General features: G+C 51.8%; 10 protein-coding genes. 8 read left to right on the top strand and 2 right to left on the bottom strand.

Annotated elements, in window-relative coordinates:
- Nucleotides 1-17 precede the first annotated feature (17 nt).
- From H4F65_RS09720 to mtr, 3 genes are all read left to right on the top strand, one after another.
- Nucleotides 18-980 (top strand): sugar-binding transcriptional regulator, encoded by a 963-nt coding sequence (locus H4F65_RS09720; protein ID WP_010284307.1) that lies wholly within the window; start codon nucleotides 18-20, stop codon nucleotides 978-980.
- 259 nt (nucleotides 981-1239) lie between these two features.
- Nucleotides 1240-3519: an NADP-dependent oxaloacetate-decarboxylating malate dehydrogenase gene (gene maeB / locus H4F65_RS09715; protein WP_010284311.1), complete on the top strand. Its 2280-nt coding sequence runs from the start codon at nucleotides 1240-1242 to the stop codon at nucleotides 3517-3519.
- 189 nt (nucleotides 3520-3708) lie between these two features.
- Complete coding sequence (gene mtr, locus H4F65_RS09710; RefSeq protein WP_010284313.1) at nucleotides 3709-4983, top strand: tryptophan permease; 1275 nt, start codon at nucleotides 3709-3711, stop codon at nucleotides 4981-4983.
- A 67-nt stretch (nucleotides 4984-5050) separates the two neighbouring features.
- On the opposite strand, the gene H4F65_RS09705 is transcribed toward mtr, so the two are convergent.
- Both H4F65_RS09705 and hemF read right to left on the bottom strand, forming a co-directional pair.
- Nucleotides 5051-5503: a YaiI/YqxD family protein gene (locus tag H4F65_RS09705; protein WP_010284315.1), complete on the bottom strand. Its 453-nt coding sequence runs from the start codon at nucleotides 5501-5503 to the stop codon at nucleotides 5051-5053.
- Nucleotides 5504-5506: 3 nt separating this feature from the next.
- The gene (gene hemF / locus H4F65_RS09700) at nucleotides 5507-6439 is read right to left on the bottom strand and encodes an oxygen-dependent coproporphyrinogen oxidase (protein WP_010284318.1); all 933 of its coding nucleotides are present in this window, start codon (nucleotides 6437-6439) and stop codon (nucleotides 5507-5509) included.
- A gap of 181 nt (nucleotides 6440-6620) precedes the next feature.
- Here hemF and H4F65_RS09695 point away from each other — a divergent pair, with 181 nt between their 5' ends.
- The 5 genes from H4F65_RS09695 (at nucleotide 6621) to H4F65_RS09675 (ending at nucleotide 15565) form a co-directional block, all read left to right on the top strand.
- Nucleotides 6621-7046, top strand: coding sequence for a GNAT family acetyltransferase (locus tag H4F65_RS09695; protein ID WP_010284320.1), 426 nt, complete (start codon nucleotides 6621-6623; stop codon nucleotides 7044-7046).
- A 337-nt stretch (nucleotides 7047-7383) separates the two neighbouring features.
- Complete coding sequence (locus tag H4F65_RS09690) at nucleotides 7384-8334, top strand: TonB family protein (RefSeq protein WP_010284321.1); 951 nt, start codon at nucleotides 7384-7386, stop codon at nucleotides 8332-8334.
- A 77-nt stretch (nucleotides 8335-8411) separates the two neighbouring features.
- A complete protein-coding gene (locus H4F65_RS09685) occupies nucleotides 8412-11015 on the top strand; it encodes a TonB-dependent receptor plug domain-containing protein (protein ID WP_010284322.1) in 2604 nt (867 codons plus the stop codon).
- Between the two features lie 105 nt (nucleotides 11016-11120).
- On the top strand, nucleotides 11121-13895 hold the full coding sequence (locus H4F65_RS09680) for a M16 family metallopeptidase (protein ID WP_010284326.1): 2775 nt from the start codon (nucleotides 11121-11123) through the stop codon (nucleotides 13893-13895).
- Entirely contained in the window at nucleotides 13892-15565 is a 1674-nt protein-coding gene (locus H4F65_RS09675) for an ABC transporter ATP-binding protein/permease (protein WP_010284328.1), read from the top strand. Before H4F65_RS09680 ends, H4F65_RS09675 begins: the two co-directional genes overlap by 4 nt.
- Nucleotides 15566-15665: the final 100 nt, after the last annotated feature.

Below are 15665 nucleotides of genomic sequence, written 5' to 3'. Positions count from 1 at the left end.
AAGGAAAATGTGACCAGATGGAAAAACAATCAGGATCTCAGGAAAGCGAACTTCTGACTGAAATCGCCGTTGCTTATTATCAGGACGAAATTACTCAGGAAGAGATCGCCAAGAAATTCGGTATTTCGCGTATCAAAGTCGGGCGTTTGCTGAAACGAGCGAAAGAAGAAGGTATTGTTGAAATTACCGTGCGCTATCATCCGGTCTTCAGCACGCGTCTTGAACAGCAGATGCTGGAGCGCTTTTCGATCAAGCGTGCGCTGATTGCACTCGATCATCAGGATGAAGAGGAGCAGCGTCGGCAGGTTGCGGCACTGGTTTCCAACTATCTGGCGCTGTCGTTGAAAGACGATACCGTGGTCGCCGTTGGGCAGGGGCGTAATGTGGCGGCGGTCGCCGACCATGTGAGCAATGTGACGGAACGTAACTGCCGCTTTATCTGCGGTATCGGCGGAACACACCGTCCCGGTGATGCGATTAACGCCGACCATATCAGTCGCCGTCTAGCAAAGAAATTCGGTGGCAGCAGCGAAACGCTGTATTCACCCGCTTATGTCGAAAACCGGGCGCTCAAAGAAGCCTTCATGCAGAACGGCACCATTAAGGAAACGCTGGATCGAGCGCGCAAGGCCGATATCGCGCTGGTGGGCATTGGGGATATGAATGAGAACAGCTACATGGTTAAACTCGGCTGGTTCACCCCGCATGAAATTATTGATGCCAGCCTCAATCAGGGCGTGATTGGGGATATCGCCGGATATGACTTCTTTAACGCGCAGGGTCAGCATGTGGATACGGTGATGAACGAACGGGTGATTGGCGTGAGTATTGAAGAGCTACACAAAATCCCCTGTGTGATTGCGATTGCTTCTGAAAATACCAAAGCCTTAGCGATTCTCGGCGCGCTGCGCACCGGAGCCATCGATATTATCGCCACCAGTGCAGGCAACATTCGTACTATTCTGAATATGACGCAGTAACCTCTCTTTCTCTGTTGCGTGGTGTGTTTGCATCACGTGACGCCCCTCCCCGTTTTCTCTGAGTCTCTCTCAATTATCCCGCCTGCTGTCTTCGACGCTAGCTGAAAATTGAACAAAAAACCGTCAAATAAAATAACTATATTAACCAGCATTCCCCCTCAGTTTTTGCCATCCTCGGTAGTTTAGCCATACGCAAACACTATACTGGGTACTCTTGACCCTACAGATACAACACAACAAAACCGAAAAGGTACATAAGATGGATGAACAGCTAAAGCAAAGCGCCCTTGATTTCCACCAGTATCCGATCCCCGGCAAAATTCAGGTTTCCCCGACTAAACCGCTGGCGACGCAGCGCGATCTGGCGCTGGCGTATTCTCCCGGTGTTGCGGCTCCCTGTCTGGAAATTGCGGCAGATCCGCTGGCTGCCTACAAATACACCGCGCGCGGCAATCTGGTCGCCGTGATCTCTAACGGAACGGCCGTTCTCGGCCTCGGCAATATCGGCGCACTGGCCGGTAAGCCGGTGATGGAAGGTAAAGGCGTTCTGTTCAAAAAATTCTCCGGCATTGATGTTTTCGATATCGAAGTCGATGAACTGGATCCAGACAAGCTGATCGATGTGATCGCCGCGCTGGAGCCGACGTTCGGCGGTATCAATCTGGAAGACATCAAGGCACCGGAGTGCTTCTACATCGAGAAGAAGCTGCGTGAGCGCATGAAGATTCCCGTCTTCCATGACGATCAGCACGGCACAGCGATCATCTGTACTGCTGCGGTTCTGAACGGCCTGCGCGTCGTAGAGAAGAATATTTCCGATGTGCGTCTGGTGGTGTCCGGTGCGGGCGCGGCGTCTATCGCCTGTCTGAACCTGCTGGTGGCGCTGGGTCTCCAGAAGCACAACATCGTGGTGTGTGATTCGCGCGGCGTGATTTTCCACGGTCGTGACGAAAATATGGAAGAAACTAAAGCGGCCTATGCGGTGGAGGATAACGGCGCGCGCAAACTGGCTGACGTGATCCCGGATGCCGACATCTTCCTCGGTTGCTCCGGTCCTGGTGTGCTGACGCCGGAAATGGTGAAAACCATGGCACCGCGTCCGTTGATCATGGCGTTGGCAAACCCGGAGCCAGAAATTCTGCCGCCGCTGGCGAAGGAAGTGCGCCCGGATGCGATTATCTGTACCGGCCGTTCCGACTACCCGAATCAGGTGAACAACGTGCTGTGCTTCCCGTTCATCTTCCGTGGCGCGCTGGATGTGGGCGCGACCACGATTAACGAAGAGATGAAGCTGGCTTGCGTGCACGCGATTGCCGATCTGGCGCTGGCAGAGCAGAGTGAAGTGGTGGCATCTGCTTACGGCGATCAGGAGCTGTCATTCGGCCCGGAGTATCTGATTCCGAAACCGTTCGATCCGCGCCTGATCATCAAGATCGCACCGGCGGTGGCGAAGGCAGCGATGGATTCCGGCGTGGCGACGCGTCCGATCGAGGATTTCGATGCCTACATCGAAAAACTGACCCAGTTCGTCTACAAAACTAACCTGTTTATGAAGCCGATCTTCGCGCAGGCGCGTCAGCAGCCGAAACGCGTGGTATTCGCGGAAGGCGAAGATGCGCGCGTGCTGCACGCCACACAGGAGCTGGTGACGCTGGGTCTGGCGTTCCCGATTCTGATTGGTCGTCCGAGCGTCATCGAAATGCGTTTGCAAAAACTGGGACTACAGCTGACCATCGGTAAAGATTTCGAAGTGGTCAATAACGAATCGGATCCGCGCTTCAAAGAATACTGGAGCGAGTATTTCCAACTGATGAAGCGTCGTGGCGTATCGCAGGAAAAAGCGCAGCGTGCGGTGATCGGCAACCCAACGCTGATCGGGGCTATCATGGTTCACCGTGGCGAAGCGGATGCGCTGATTTGCGGCACGATTGGCACCTATGAAGAGCACTTCGATGTGGTTGAGAAAGTGTTCGGCTACCGCGAAGGCGTACATGCGGCGGGTGCGATGAACGCGCTGATGCTGCCGAGCGGCAATACCTTTATCGCTGATACCTACGTCAATGCGGATCCAACGCCGGAACAACTGGCAGAAATCACGCTGATGGCGGCAGAAAGCGTACGCCGTTTCGGTATCGAACCGAAAGTCGCGCTGCTGTCGCATTCCAGCTTCGGCACGTCGGATTCTCCGACGGCGCAGAAGATGCGTGCAACGCTGGCGCTGGTCAACAAGCTGGCACCGGAACTGGAGATCGATGGCGAGATGCACGGCGACGCCGCGCTAGTCGAAGCCATCCGCCGCGAGCAAATGCCGGACAGCCCGCTGAAAGGCTCGGCTAACATCCTGATTATGCCAAATATGGAGTCTGCGCGTATCAGCTATAACCTGCTGCGCGTGTCGTCTTCAGAAGGCGTGACGGTAGGGCCGGTACTGATGGGGATCTCGAAACCAGCACACATCCTGACGCCGATTGCTTCGGTACGCCGGATTGTGAACATGGTGGCGCTGGCGGTGGTGGAAGCACAAACTCAGCCGCTGTAAGTTATTTACATTAATACAGACAAACCCAGTCGATTGTTGGCTGGGTTTTTTATTCTCTCAGCTTATCGACCAAATAGTCGCTTAGCTAATATGAATCAATGGAATAATTTTCGTTTTGTGCCATGATCCCGTCTCGTCTTTAGGGGGGCTTCCCCGGACTCGATAAAAAACAACGAGCAACTATCGGTTATGGCAACACGCGCAGTGAACGAGAACACAGTAGAAAAAAACGGTACAGGAAAGCGTCTTCCTTCGCTGTTTGGCGGGTCGATGATTATTGCAGGAACGATTATTGGCGCCGGGATGTTTTCCCTGCCGGTGGTGATGTCGGGGGCCTGGTTTTTCTGGTCATTTGCCGTGCTGGTATTTACCTGGTTTTGCATGTATCACTCGGGATTGATGATACTGGAGGCGAACCTTAATTATCCGACCGGCTCCAGCTTCGATACGCTGACTAAAGATTTGCTGGGCAAGCGTTGGAATGTCATTAACGGCATATCGATCGCCTTTGTCCTCTATATCCTGACTTACGCCTACATTTCGGCGAGTGGTTCAATCATCCATCACACGCTTGCTGAGATGTCGGTTGATTTCTCTGCACGCATTGGCGGCTTCCTGTTTGCGCTGTTTGTCGCGTTGACCGTATGGTGGAGCACCGCGGCAGTGAGCCGCATGACTGCTTTTTTTCTGGCGGCGAAAGTACTGACCTTTTTCATGACGTTCGGCAGCCTGCTGTGGAATGTGAAGCCAACGGTATTGTTGAATGTGGCGGAACCGGCACCCAGCTATCTGCCTTATGTGCTGATGACGTTGCCATTCTGCCTGGCATCTTTCGGTTTTCATGGCAATGTCCCCAGCCTGGTGAAGCACTATGGCCGTGAACCGCAGATCATCAAGCGCTGCCTGTTTATTGGCAGTTTGCTGGCGCTGGTGATGTATACCATCTGGCTGATTGGCACGATGGGAAACATTGCCCGTCCTGACTTTATCGGGATTGCCGAGCGGGGCGGTAATATCGATGTATTGGTGCAGGCGTTGGGTGGGGTGTTGAACAGCCCTTATCTGGACGTGCTGCTCACTGTCTTTTCCAACTTTGCCGTCGCCTGCTCGTTTCTCGGCGTGACGCTGGGGCTGTTTGATTATCTGGCAGATTTGCTGAAGTTTGACGATAGCCGAATGGGGAGAGCCAAAACAGCGCTGGTGACCTTTCTGCCGCCAGTCATCGGTGGCCTGCTATATCCGAACGGCTTTATTTATGCGATTGGCTTCGCGGGGCTTGCCGCTACGGTGTGGGCGGTGATTACGCCTGCGTTGCTGGCTCGTGCATCGCGAGCCCGCTTCGGTAGCCCGATGTTTCGCGTGCGCGGTGGTAATGCGATGATTGCGCTGGTACTGCTATTTGGTATCGGCACCGCGCTGATACACATTCTTTCCAGCCTCGATCTGCTGCCAGTGTATCGCTAAGTCAGTATCGCCATCCTGCTTTGCCTGTTAAAAGCAGCAAACGCGGGATGGCGAGAGCTTCAGGTCATTATGGCTTTTTCGCCTGCTGCAACCACTTGTCCAGCTCATTAGCAAACTGCTGACGGTCCCGCTGGTTTAATGCGCTGGGGCCACCGGTTTGTATCCCGCTGGCTCGCATGGTATCCATAAAGTCCCGCATGTTCAGCCGTTCCCGAATGGTATCCGGCGTATAGCGCTCTCCGCGCGGATTTAACGCGATGCCGCCTTTTTCTATCACTTCCGATGCCAGCGGAATATCCGCAGTGATCACCAGATCGCCGGCTTCAACGCGTTGCACGATCTCATTGTCGGCGACGTCAAATCCTGCTGAGACACGCAGCGTGCGAATAAAGCGCGACGGCGGTACTTTTATAGTCTGGTTGGCAACCAGCGTGACCTGTGTTTGTGTGCGATCCGCCGCGCGAAATAGCACTTCTTTGATGACGTTAGGACAGGCGTCGGCATCGACCCAAATCTGCATGACTTATGCTTCCTTGTTGTGCGTGTGACTTTCTGCCAGCCAGTCTCTGGCCGGTAAAAAATCTTGATACAGCAGGGCTTCCGGGCTACCCGGTTCAGTCTGATGCTGGTATTCCCAGCGTGCCAGCGGTGGCATGGACATCAAAATTGATTCGGTTCGTCCACCGCTTTGCAGACCAAACAGCGTACCGCGATCCCAAATCAGGTTAAATTCCACATAGCGGCCGCGACGATAGAGCTGGAATTCACGCTCGCGTTCTCCCCAAGACAGATCTTTACACCGTTCAACAATGGGCAGATAGCCATCAAGGAACCCTTTACCAACGGCGCGAATGAAGGCAAAGCTGGTAGCAAAATCGGGCTCGTTGAGATCGTCGAAAAAGAGTCCGCCGACACCGCGCGCTTCGTTACGGTGCTTCAGGAAGAAGTAATCGTCGCACCACTTTTTATAGCGCGGGTACACATCGTCACCGAACGGCTGGCACAGGTCGTGAGCGGTTTGATGCCAGTGCACCGCGTCCTCTTTGAAACCATAATAGGGCGTAAGATCGAACCCGCCGCCAAACCACCAAACCGGCTCTTCTCCCGGTTTTTCTGCGATGAACAAGCGCACATTGGCGTGGCTGGTGGGGATATAAGGGCTCAGCGGATGAATTACCAGCGACACGCCCATCGCCTGAAAGCTGCGGCCTGCCAGATCCGGACGATGGGTGCTGGCTGAAGGCGGCAACGACTTACCGATGATATGAGAAAAATTTACGCCTGCGCGTTCAAAGATGCGTCCGCCGGACAGCACGCGACTGCACCCGCCGCCGCCTTCGGCACGCTGCCACTCATCTTTGGCGAAATCGGCTTCGCCATCGATCGCTGCAAGCTGCTGGCAGATATCTTCCTGTAAGCTAAGCAAAAAATGTTTTACCGCATTGACGTCAGACATAGTGGGCATCTCGTTTCTTTGGCGATGGGGCACAATAATAAAGGCGGGCAGTATACCATCAATAAAATCGATCCCCGGTCACCTGTTGTGTGATTCCTGACGGCGGCGCGCAATTTGAGATTGCGTCTGATAAAAATCACGCGATAATCACGATTTACCTTATTGCAAAATGGCGACTGTGATGGAAATCCGCATATTCAGGCAGGATGACTTTGAAGCCGTGATCACCCTCTGGGAACGCTGTGATTTGCTGCGCCCGTGGAACGATCCTGAAATGGACATCGAACGTAAGCTCAATCACGATCCCGATCTGTTTCTGGTCGCAGAGGTGAACGGCGAAATCGTGGGATCGGTGATGGGCGGTTACGACGGCCACCGTGGGTCGGCATACTATCTGGGCGTACATCCTGATTTTCGCGGGCGCGGCATTGCGAATGCGTTGATTAGCCGTCTGGAGAAAAAACTCATTGCCCGCGGCTGTCCAAAGATTCACCTGATGGTGCGCGAAGACAACGATGCTGTCATCGGCATGTACGAAAAACTCGACTATGAGATCGTTGACTGCATCACGCTGGGAAAACGCCTGATTGAAGATCGGGAATATTGATCGCTATTGCGTTGATGCTAAACCGCTATCCCTGAACCGTTTCTCCCTCCGAATTATCCCCCTTTTAGTAAAAGTGCGCCTCTGTTAGCGCACTTTTTTCATTTAACCTCAATGCGTTACTGTGATTTGTAATGATGTTGCATGCAGTTAGTTAGACTTTGCGGGTAATAGTTTTCATTTGTAAAACGATTCTCATTTGTATTATTATTTATTAATGTTTTCCGATCGGCCTTGACATGTTTTTTCGTGTTCCGATCTTGCTGACATTTTATCGCCTGGAAGATTGTGATTGCACGACTGACACCAGGAAGTTGAAGTTTAGAGATGGAGTTGGATAGTGAGTCGTGAAAATCTTCAGGGGGCTTTGCTGGGGGCGAACCGCACTGGCCGCAGCGTATTGCTGGGCTCTCGTCCTCTTGCTCATTCCTATCCAACCTCAGCGCTGACCGCCGATGTGCCTAACTGGCGTTCGCTGGCCTTTTTTGTGTTGTCCTGTGTGGCGCATGCGTTACTGGCAGTTTTCTTTCTATTGCACTATTCCCCAAAAGAAAACATTGAAGATATGGCAGGAAACGCGGGCGGCAGCATGCAGGTGACCATGATGGCTGCTGCGATGTCACAGGCTGCCGACACGTCGCCACCCGTAGCCGATCCTCCTGTTGCTCAACCGACTCCCGTCGTGATGCCGATTTTAACGCCGTTACCAGAACACCCTAATCCCGTAATTAAACAGCCTGTCATTGAGCGCAAACCCGTTGCGGAAAAAAAGCCGCCCGTGCGTGAGAAAAAACAGCCTGAAAAGAAACCGGAAGAGAAGCCGAAAGAACAGCTGCAGGCCAGAACGCAGCGGACACAACAGACCGAGAAGAAGAGTGAGTCTCCCGTAGCGACAGCGCAAACCGGTGATGCTCCTTCTCCGATGCCATCTTCGGTTGGGATGCCGGGGAGTGCAGCAACCGCTAAGGCTGGAGAAAGCGATAGCGGTCAGGCGGCTCGTGGGGCTGGGAAAAGCAATAGTCAAAATTTCAAAGCGCTACATCGCCGCGTGAATTATCCCGCTCGGGCAAAAGCGCTGGGCGTGGAAGGAAAAGTGCGCGTCAAATTCGATATTACCGGCAGCGGTACGGTCACTAACGTACAGATTCTGTCTGAAACGCCAGACGGCGTATTTGGCGATGACGTGATGAAAGACATGGCGCGCTGGCGCTATCGCACGGAGGCACCGGTGGAGAATCAGGTGGTTTCCATCGTGTTTAAACTGAATGGTCATATTCAGGTTGATGATTAGCAATACATGTTACATGCGGTAATTACAAAAATAATTTTATTTTTAAAATGATAAGGTTCACTGGGGATTTTGAATAAATGAATAAAAACGTCTATTTAATGATGCTATTGTCATTATTATCAGGGCCTGCACTCGCACAGCAAAATAATACCTCTGCCGATGAAAATCAGCAGAAAAACAAGACAGAAACCGAAGAAGAACAGCAGGGTGATTCCTCTTCGGCAAATGGTGAAGATACGATTTTAGTTCGCTCAACCCCGACGAGTCAGTCCATGGGGACGCAGATTATTAATGCTGAGCAGATTAAAAAGATGCCTACTGGAAACGGTTCGATACCGGAGTTATTAAAGAATAACGCTGCTGTGCAGTTCTCGAACACAGCGAATAGCAGCAATACGCCGGGCGAGTTGGCTCCAGAGAACGTCTCGTTCCACGGCGAGAAATTTTATAACAATAATTTTATGATCGATGGGCTATCGAATAATAGCAATATCAACCCCGGAGCCAATAAGGGGCAGCTAGATGGCGATCCTGATGGTTACAATGCGACAGATCTACCTGCGGGGGGGACACAGTCATTCTGGATTAACTCGGAGCTGATTGAGTCGCTGGAAGTATTTGATAGCAACATATCCGCTAAGTACGGTGATTTTACTGGCGGTGTGGTGGATGCCAAACTGATGGATCCTAAACTGGATAATGTATTTGGCAAGGTTTCTTACCGTACCTCGAACGATAGCTGGACGAGTTATCACGTTGATTCCAACATTAGCGAAAACTTCTATTCTGCTACTAACTTGTACTATCAACCAAAATTTAAGAAGCAGTTCTATTCAGCCACCTTTAATCAGCCGTTGAGTGATAAAGCAGGCTTTATTTTTGCCTATAACCGTCAGCAGTCAGATATTCCCTATTATCATCAGTATTTGCAACAGTGGGACGATCAGGAGCGAGTGAGTGAAACCTACCTGCTAAAAGGCGTCTATCTGGCGGATAATGGTGATATTGTTCGCATGATGGGCATGTATTCTCCGCACGAATCAAAATATTATAAACGAGATGTTAAAAACGGTTCGTTCACTAATACTGGTGGTGGTTACCGTTTTAATATGGAGTGGGAGCACAATGCCAACTGGGGGAAAGTGATCAGCTTGGCGGGATATCAGTCTGAACAAAATAAAATTGAACATGAGTCAAATTCTTTTCAGACATGGAATCGTTACAGTACAAGGGATAATTTTATTTCCGAAAAAATTGACTGGGTTAGTTCTATTCCTGCTGGTAGCTATCAAAATTCATTAATAGGCGGATCCGGAACGTTTGCAACAGAAAAAAGCACAATTACATTAAAGCAGGACTATGAGCTTAACCCTTTAGCAATTTGGGGAACCCAGCATCAGTTAGATTTAGGCTGGCAAGTTGATTCTTATAATACAAGATACCGCCGCTTTAGCGATGTTAGCTCAAGCCGAGCAAGACCAACTTTTGATAAAAATACAGTGTGTCAGGCTGGGGATGACTATTGTATTGCCGGGGAACAATATTTCAAAGGCCGGACTCTATATCCAGAACGTACCGTTGAGGGAAGTTATACTAATTACGCCGTTTACCTTCAGGACAGTATTTCTTTTGGCCGTGTAGAAGTGACCCCCGGAGTGCGTGCTAGTTATGATGATTTTCTGGAGAACCTGAATTTCGCGCCCCGTTTTTCTGCCTCTTATGATGTCTTCGGCGACCGGTCAACACGTCTGTTTGGTGGGGCGAATCGCTATTATGGCGCGAATATGCTGTCGTATAAGCTGCGTCAGGGGATTAACACGAATATTATTCAAAACCGTACGTCAGCCAGCGATCCATGGGTTTCCAACCCTGCAAGAATTGCGGGTCTTGACTACGATATTTCTGATTTAAACACGCCTTACAGTGACGAAATAACACTGGGGTTATCACAGCGTGTGATGAATACGGTGTGGACGGCAAAGTGGGTTAATCGTAAGGGAAAAGATCAGTTTGGTGCTGAATCAATGACCGTTGATGGGCAACGCTACCGTGTAATGAATAATGCTGGCCGGACGGAAGGGAATACATTGTCTCTGGAAGTGGAGCCAATTAGCCCGCACCGCTTCAGTTTTGCTGAAGTGAATTGGAAATTTGGAGCGGGTATCGCAGAAAATAAAGCTAACTCAATTGCTTATTACGATGATGTGAATTCAGATGAGAGTCGGGTGATTGTTGACAATAAGTTAATGTATAAAGGCGATATGGATGCCATGGACTTCAATACGCCCTGGACTGCCTTCCTGAATGTAGATACTTACTTCCCAGCGATTCGTCTCAACTGGGGGCAGCGCGTCGGCTATACCTCTGGTTACAAAGGGTATACTACCTTATCATCGGCGACGGTGTGTCCTGGCGGGAGCTCAGCGTGCGGCGCGGATCCTAGCTTTACAGGAAGCGCTATAGAGTATATCTCAACTCAATACGATGACTTTATCTCCTACGACTGGCGTTTTTCCTATTCACAACCGGTATACAAAACTCAGACGCTGGATATTACTTTGGATGTGCTGAACGTTTTGGATAACGTAGTAGAAACTCAGCAGAAGGTGAGTTCTACTAACAGCACTGTCACCTACAAACCCGGCCGTCAGTTCTGGCTTGGTGTCGCTTACACCTGGTAAATCCTATGCCCCGCCATACGTCACATGCTGACGTATGGCGGGGCATTTTGCATTGATGCATTCAGAAATTGCCTTACAGGCAAAAATAAAAACGAAAAGGTTGTTATGAACTGGAAGAAATGTTGCTGGTTATCGCTAACGGCTGTCGGCCTGTTAGCGGGGAGTCTGGTGAGTCAGGCCGAAGAAATCAAAAGTCCGCTGCCGGTTTTTAAAGATGGGACGCTGGCGAATGGATTTCGCTACATCCTCGTGCCGCTGGAAGGGCAGAAATCGCGGGTCGATATTCGCCTGATTGTTGATGTCGGTTCGATTGATGAGAACGACAACGAATCCGGCGTGGCGCATATCGTGGAGCACATGGTGTTCCGCGCCAGCGAGGCATTTCCTCAAGGCGTAAGTACCGAACTGCACAAGCAGGGGTGGGTACGCGGTCAGAGCTATAACGCCGTGACCAACTACGAGCGCACCATGTACATGATGAGTCCGCCGAAAGGGAATCGCGATCTGGGCACGACGCTACAGGCGCTGAGCCAGATGACGGGCCATGCCAAGCTGCTGCAAAACGATCTCGACGATGAGCGCAAAATTATTCTGGAAGAGTGGCGTGGCAAGCTGGGCGTAGCGGAACGCATGAATCAGCAGCGCGTACAGGCGATTCGCCATGACTCTCGTTATCCTTCCCGTCCGACGATTGGTACGGAAGCGTCGATTAACGACACGCCAGCCAGCGTACTGCAAGATTTCTATCAACGCTGGTATCACCCGTCGAATATGCGTTTGATGATTATTGGTGATATCACGCCTGCGGATGCAGAACGTGAAATTCAACGCTATTTTGCGCCGTTGCCACATGTCACTGTGCCAGCCCGTGATTACTATGAGCCGCTGTTGAAACCGCAGCTCAAAGTCGCGCGTTTACAGGATAGCCAAAGTGGCAGCAGCCAGGTGTCATTTGTCTATCGTTTCAATGATAAAGACACATTCGGTCAACCTGAATATCGCCACCGCTTGCTCACGCAAATCACGATGTCTGCGTTACTGCGCCAGGTTCGTCGACAACAGGCGGAACTGCCGCAAGACGCCAGTAGCCTGGTCGTGCGTAAATCGGATATTGGGAAAACCACGGCAGCGCTGGGCTTCTTCGCGAATGTGATGCCGGGTGGCCATGACGCGGCGATGTCTGCCGTACTGAAAGAAATTGAGCGGTTTAAACGCTATCCGTTAAACGAGCAGGATATTACAGAGATCATCTCTGACATTCGTGAAGTCGCGCAGCGTATGGCTAACAAGCAGGAAGTACGCGAGTTCTCCGATTGGGTTCAGCAGTTGACCATTGTCTGGCAGCAGGATCGTCCTTATGTCGGCAGCCAGCAGCGCGGTAAAGACGCGCTAGAAGCACTGGATACCATCACGGCAGAAGACGTGAACCGCCATTTGCAACGCTGGTTAGCGTCACCGGATACGTTGGTACAGTTTAGCGTGCCGGGCGCGACGCCGTTCACGTTGCCGACGCCGGATGCGATTCGTAAGTTACAGGCACAGTGGGCGGCCGCGACGCTGGCACCGTTACAGGCAGAAAAAGAGAAAGTCATCCCTGAACTGCCTGTTGTAACGCAAAGTGGGAAACGCACGGCGGTGAAGACCTTCGCCGCGCAGAAGGTCGAGCAGTGGCAGTTGAGCAATGGTGACCGCGTAGTATGGCTGCGTGCGCCAGAAGCGGGTAAAAAAGTCTACTTCACAGCCGTGAGCGACGCGGGATATTTATCGACGTCGACCAATCCGTGGCAGGTACAGCTGGCAAGCCAATTAGTCAACCAAAGTGGACCAGCAACATGGAGCGGTGAAGCGCTCAGTAACTGGAAAAAGGAAAAAGCGCTGTCTTTGGGCATCGCTCAGGAAGCGGATCAACTGACGGTAAGCGGGAATGCGCCAACGGGTGAGTTAGCAAACCTGTTAGCGTTATACCGTGAGCTGAATGTAGCTCCAGGTATCGATCCTGACGTGATGAAAGAGAGCATGATGGGTCTGGCGCGTCAAAAAGCCAATGACGATCAATCGGTTTCAGGAAAACGGGCCAGTGACATCGCCAAACTGCGTTTTGGTGAGCCAGCCTGGCAGCAGCCTGAAATTGCCGAGTTGAAGCAAATTTCAGCGCCGGCGCTGCTTTCACAGTGGCATAAAGCGGTGTTTGCCCCGGTAACCTACTATCTGGTGGCGGATATGCCAGCGGCACAGATTTTGCCGCAGGTTGAACGCTATCTAGCGACGATCCCACGTCAGCCTGCTGGCGAGGTGAAATCACATCTGGCGCTGCCGGGTAAACGCGAAGCGACATCGGCCATCAGTATCGAACCGCGTGCCGATATCCGCACCTGGAGTTTCACGCCGCATACGTGGACGCCACAGGCCGCCGTGCAGGTGAGCGTTGCCCGTAATCTGGCGAATAAGTATCTCAAGACCAGCCTGCGTGATGATGCGTTAGGTATTTACCGCATGCGTCTCGATAGCGAACTGGAAGATAAAAGACAGCGTATTGAAACGGAAGTGAGCTTCTCCAGCGCGCCTGAACGTGCGCAGGAGCTGTGGACGCTGGCTGAGAAAGCTTTTGCTGAACTGCCGACGAAGATCACTCAGCAGGATGTCGATGAGCAGAAAGCGCAGTTCATCCGTGCAGAAAAAGGGCGTCAGAGCGATCTCACAACGATAGAGCGCCGTCTGATCCTGAGCTACCGCCACTATAACGACCCACGTTATCTGAGCAGCGTATCCAAACTGGCTGACAGCATCACGCTGGAACAGGTACGGGCGATGTCGGCGAAGCTGTATAACCCGGATAACCGCGTGCTTTACATCACCTTGCCGCAAGAGGTGAAAGAGTGAAAAAGATAGCAGCACAGTTTGTCGATCTCTGCCGCCCTTTTTGGCGGGGAAAACAAGGCTTATTAGCTCTGTTACTGCTTGTTGCTGCCATCAGTATGGGATGGACCATCGTCTATCTCAACGTATTGCTCAATGATTGGAGTAAAACGTTTTACGATGCGCTAGGAACGTTTGATAGCAGCCTGCTGCTCTCTCTCATGAAAGAGTACGGCATCTATATCCTGATTTATATCGTGGTATTTGTGCATCAGGACTGGTTCACTCGCTGGCTGATCATTCGTTGGCGCAGTGCCATGACGGAAGAGTTAGTGAATAGCTGGTTGGCAAAGCGAGCGTTTTATCGGATGTCGATAGTGGGAAAAATCGATAACCCCGATCAACGTATCGCTGAGGATATCAGCTTATTTGTTGATAAGACGGTGAGTCTGGTGGCGTCATTTTTGGTTGTGACTGCCCAGCTGTCATCTTTCGTCATCATTCTCTGGGAACTGTCGGGAGTACAGCGCTTTACGCTGTTCGGTGAAGAGTGGGTAATCAAAGGTTACCTGGTCTGGGCCGTCATTATCTATACCGTGTTCGGCACCTTGATGACGCATCTGATCGGTAAGCGGCTGCACGGTATTAACTATGAGAAGCAACGTGCGGAAGCGAATTTTCGTGCGTCTTTGCTGCGTAAGCATGATAACGCGGAGCAAATTGCACTATATGGTGGCGAACAGCAGGAAAAAAGCCATCTTAAACGTCAATTTTCTGCGATTGTCTCTAACTGGTGGCGTTCAATGAATGCGGAACGTAATCTGGGCCTTTTCACCACAGGTTACATGCGTGTTAGCTTGATCGTGCCTATTTTTGCTGCATTACCGGCCTTTCTCAGCAAAACGGTAACGCTAGGTGGGTTGATGCAAATCCGCGGAGCGTTTGCTCAGGTGCATGGTGCGTTGAGCTGGTTTATTCGCATGTATCGGGAATTCATGGAGCTTTCCGCGAGCATGGAACGTCTGAGCCAGTTCAAACAGGAAATCAAACGCCATCAGTCTGAAGATGAAGTGGTTCCGGTCGGTGAACGTCTGCAACTGGATCAGCTTTCTTTCACCACGCCGCAGGGTTCTCCGCTGCTGCAAAAGGTGGACCTGAGCTGTGAAGCGGGTAGCTGGAGTAAGTTTTCTGGCCGCAGCGGGCTGGGAAAATCCACGCTGCTGCGTACGTTAAGCGGTCTGTGGCCGTATTACGATGGCCGCTGGCAATCGCTGGAAGGTCGCAGCTTGCTGTTACCGCAGCAGAGCTATCTGGGGCAGGGGACGCTGGCAGAGATTCTCTGCTATCCGCACCCGGCACTGGCTGACAGCGAGATGCTGCGTCAGACGCTCGATAGCGTCGGGCTGGGCGCGTGGCGCGATCGTCTGGATGAGCAACTGAACTGGGATCGCGTGTTCTCCGGCGGGGAGCGGCAGCGTGTTGCCTTTGCCCGCGCGCTGATTGCTAAACCCGATACGCTCTATCTGGATGAAGCGACGAGCAATCTGGATCATGACGCCGCCAGACAGCTTCTGGCACTGGTCAAGCTGGCGTTGCCAGCGTGTACCGTGGTGGCGATTACGCACCAGACGGAGCTGGACGATCTGTTCACGCACCGTTATGACTTAACGGATTTTGCCTCACAGCGTAGTTGATGTTCTTCGCAGACCTTCCGGCTCTCGGGAGGTCTGCGGTTCTGGTAGGTTTCTTGTCCCATGCCCCCTATAATCTTCCGCAGGATTATCCCGTCTTTAC

The organism is Pectobacterium brasiliense (assembly GCF_016950255.1).
In the GTDB taxonomy this organism is placed as follows: Bacteria; Pseudomonadota; Gammaproteobacteria; order Enterobacterales; family Enterobacteriaceae; genus Pectobacterium; species Pectobacterium brasiliense.
Note: the sequence above shows the minus strand (reverse complement) of the source record. Positions and strands in the feature narration are given on the sequence as shown.

What these genes read in the sequence shown, in the direction of transcription:
- H4F65_RS09695 (WP_010284320.1), top strand. Translation starts at nt 6,621, where the DNA reads ATGGAAATCCGCATATTCAGGCAGGATGACTTTGAAGCCGTGATCACC.
- H4F65_RS09720 (WP_010284307.1), top strand. Translation starts at nt 18, where the DNA reads ATGGAAAAACAATCAGGATCTCAGGAAAGCGAACTTCTGACTGAAATC.
- H4F65_RS09680 (WP_010284326.1), top strand. Translation starts at nt 11,121, where the DNA reads ATGAACTGGAAGAAATGTTGCTGGTTATCGCTAACGGCTGTCGGCCTG.
- hemF (WP_010284318.1), bottom strand. Translation starts at nt 6,439, where the DNA reads ATGTCTGACGTCAATGCGGTAAAACATTTTTTGCTTAGCTTACAGGAA.
- H4F65_RS09705 (WP_010284315.1), bottom strand. Translation starts at nt 5,503, where the DNA reads ATGCAGATTTGGGTCGATGCCGACGCCTGTCCTAACGTCATCAAAGAA.
- H4F65_RS09685 (WP_010284322.1), top strand. Translation starts at nt 8,412, where the DNA reads ATGAATAAAAACGTCTATTTAATGATGCTATTGTCATTATTATCAGGG.
- mtr (WP_010284313.1), top strand. Translation starts at nt 3,709, where the DNA reads ATGGCAACACGCGCAGTGAACGAGAACACAGTAGAAAAAAACGGTACA.
- maeB (WP_010284311.1), top strand. Translation starts at nt 1,240, where the DNA reads ATGGATGAACAGCTAAAGCAAAGCGCCCTTGATTTCCACCAGTATCCG.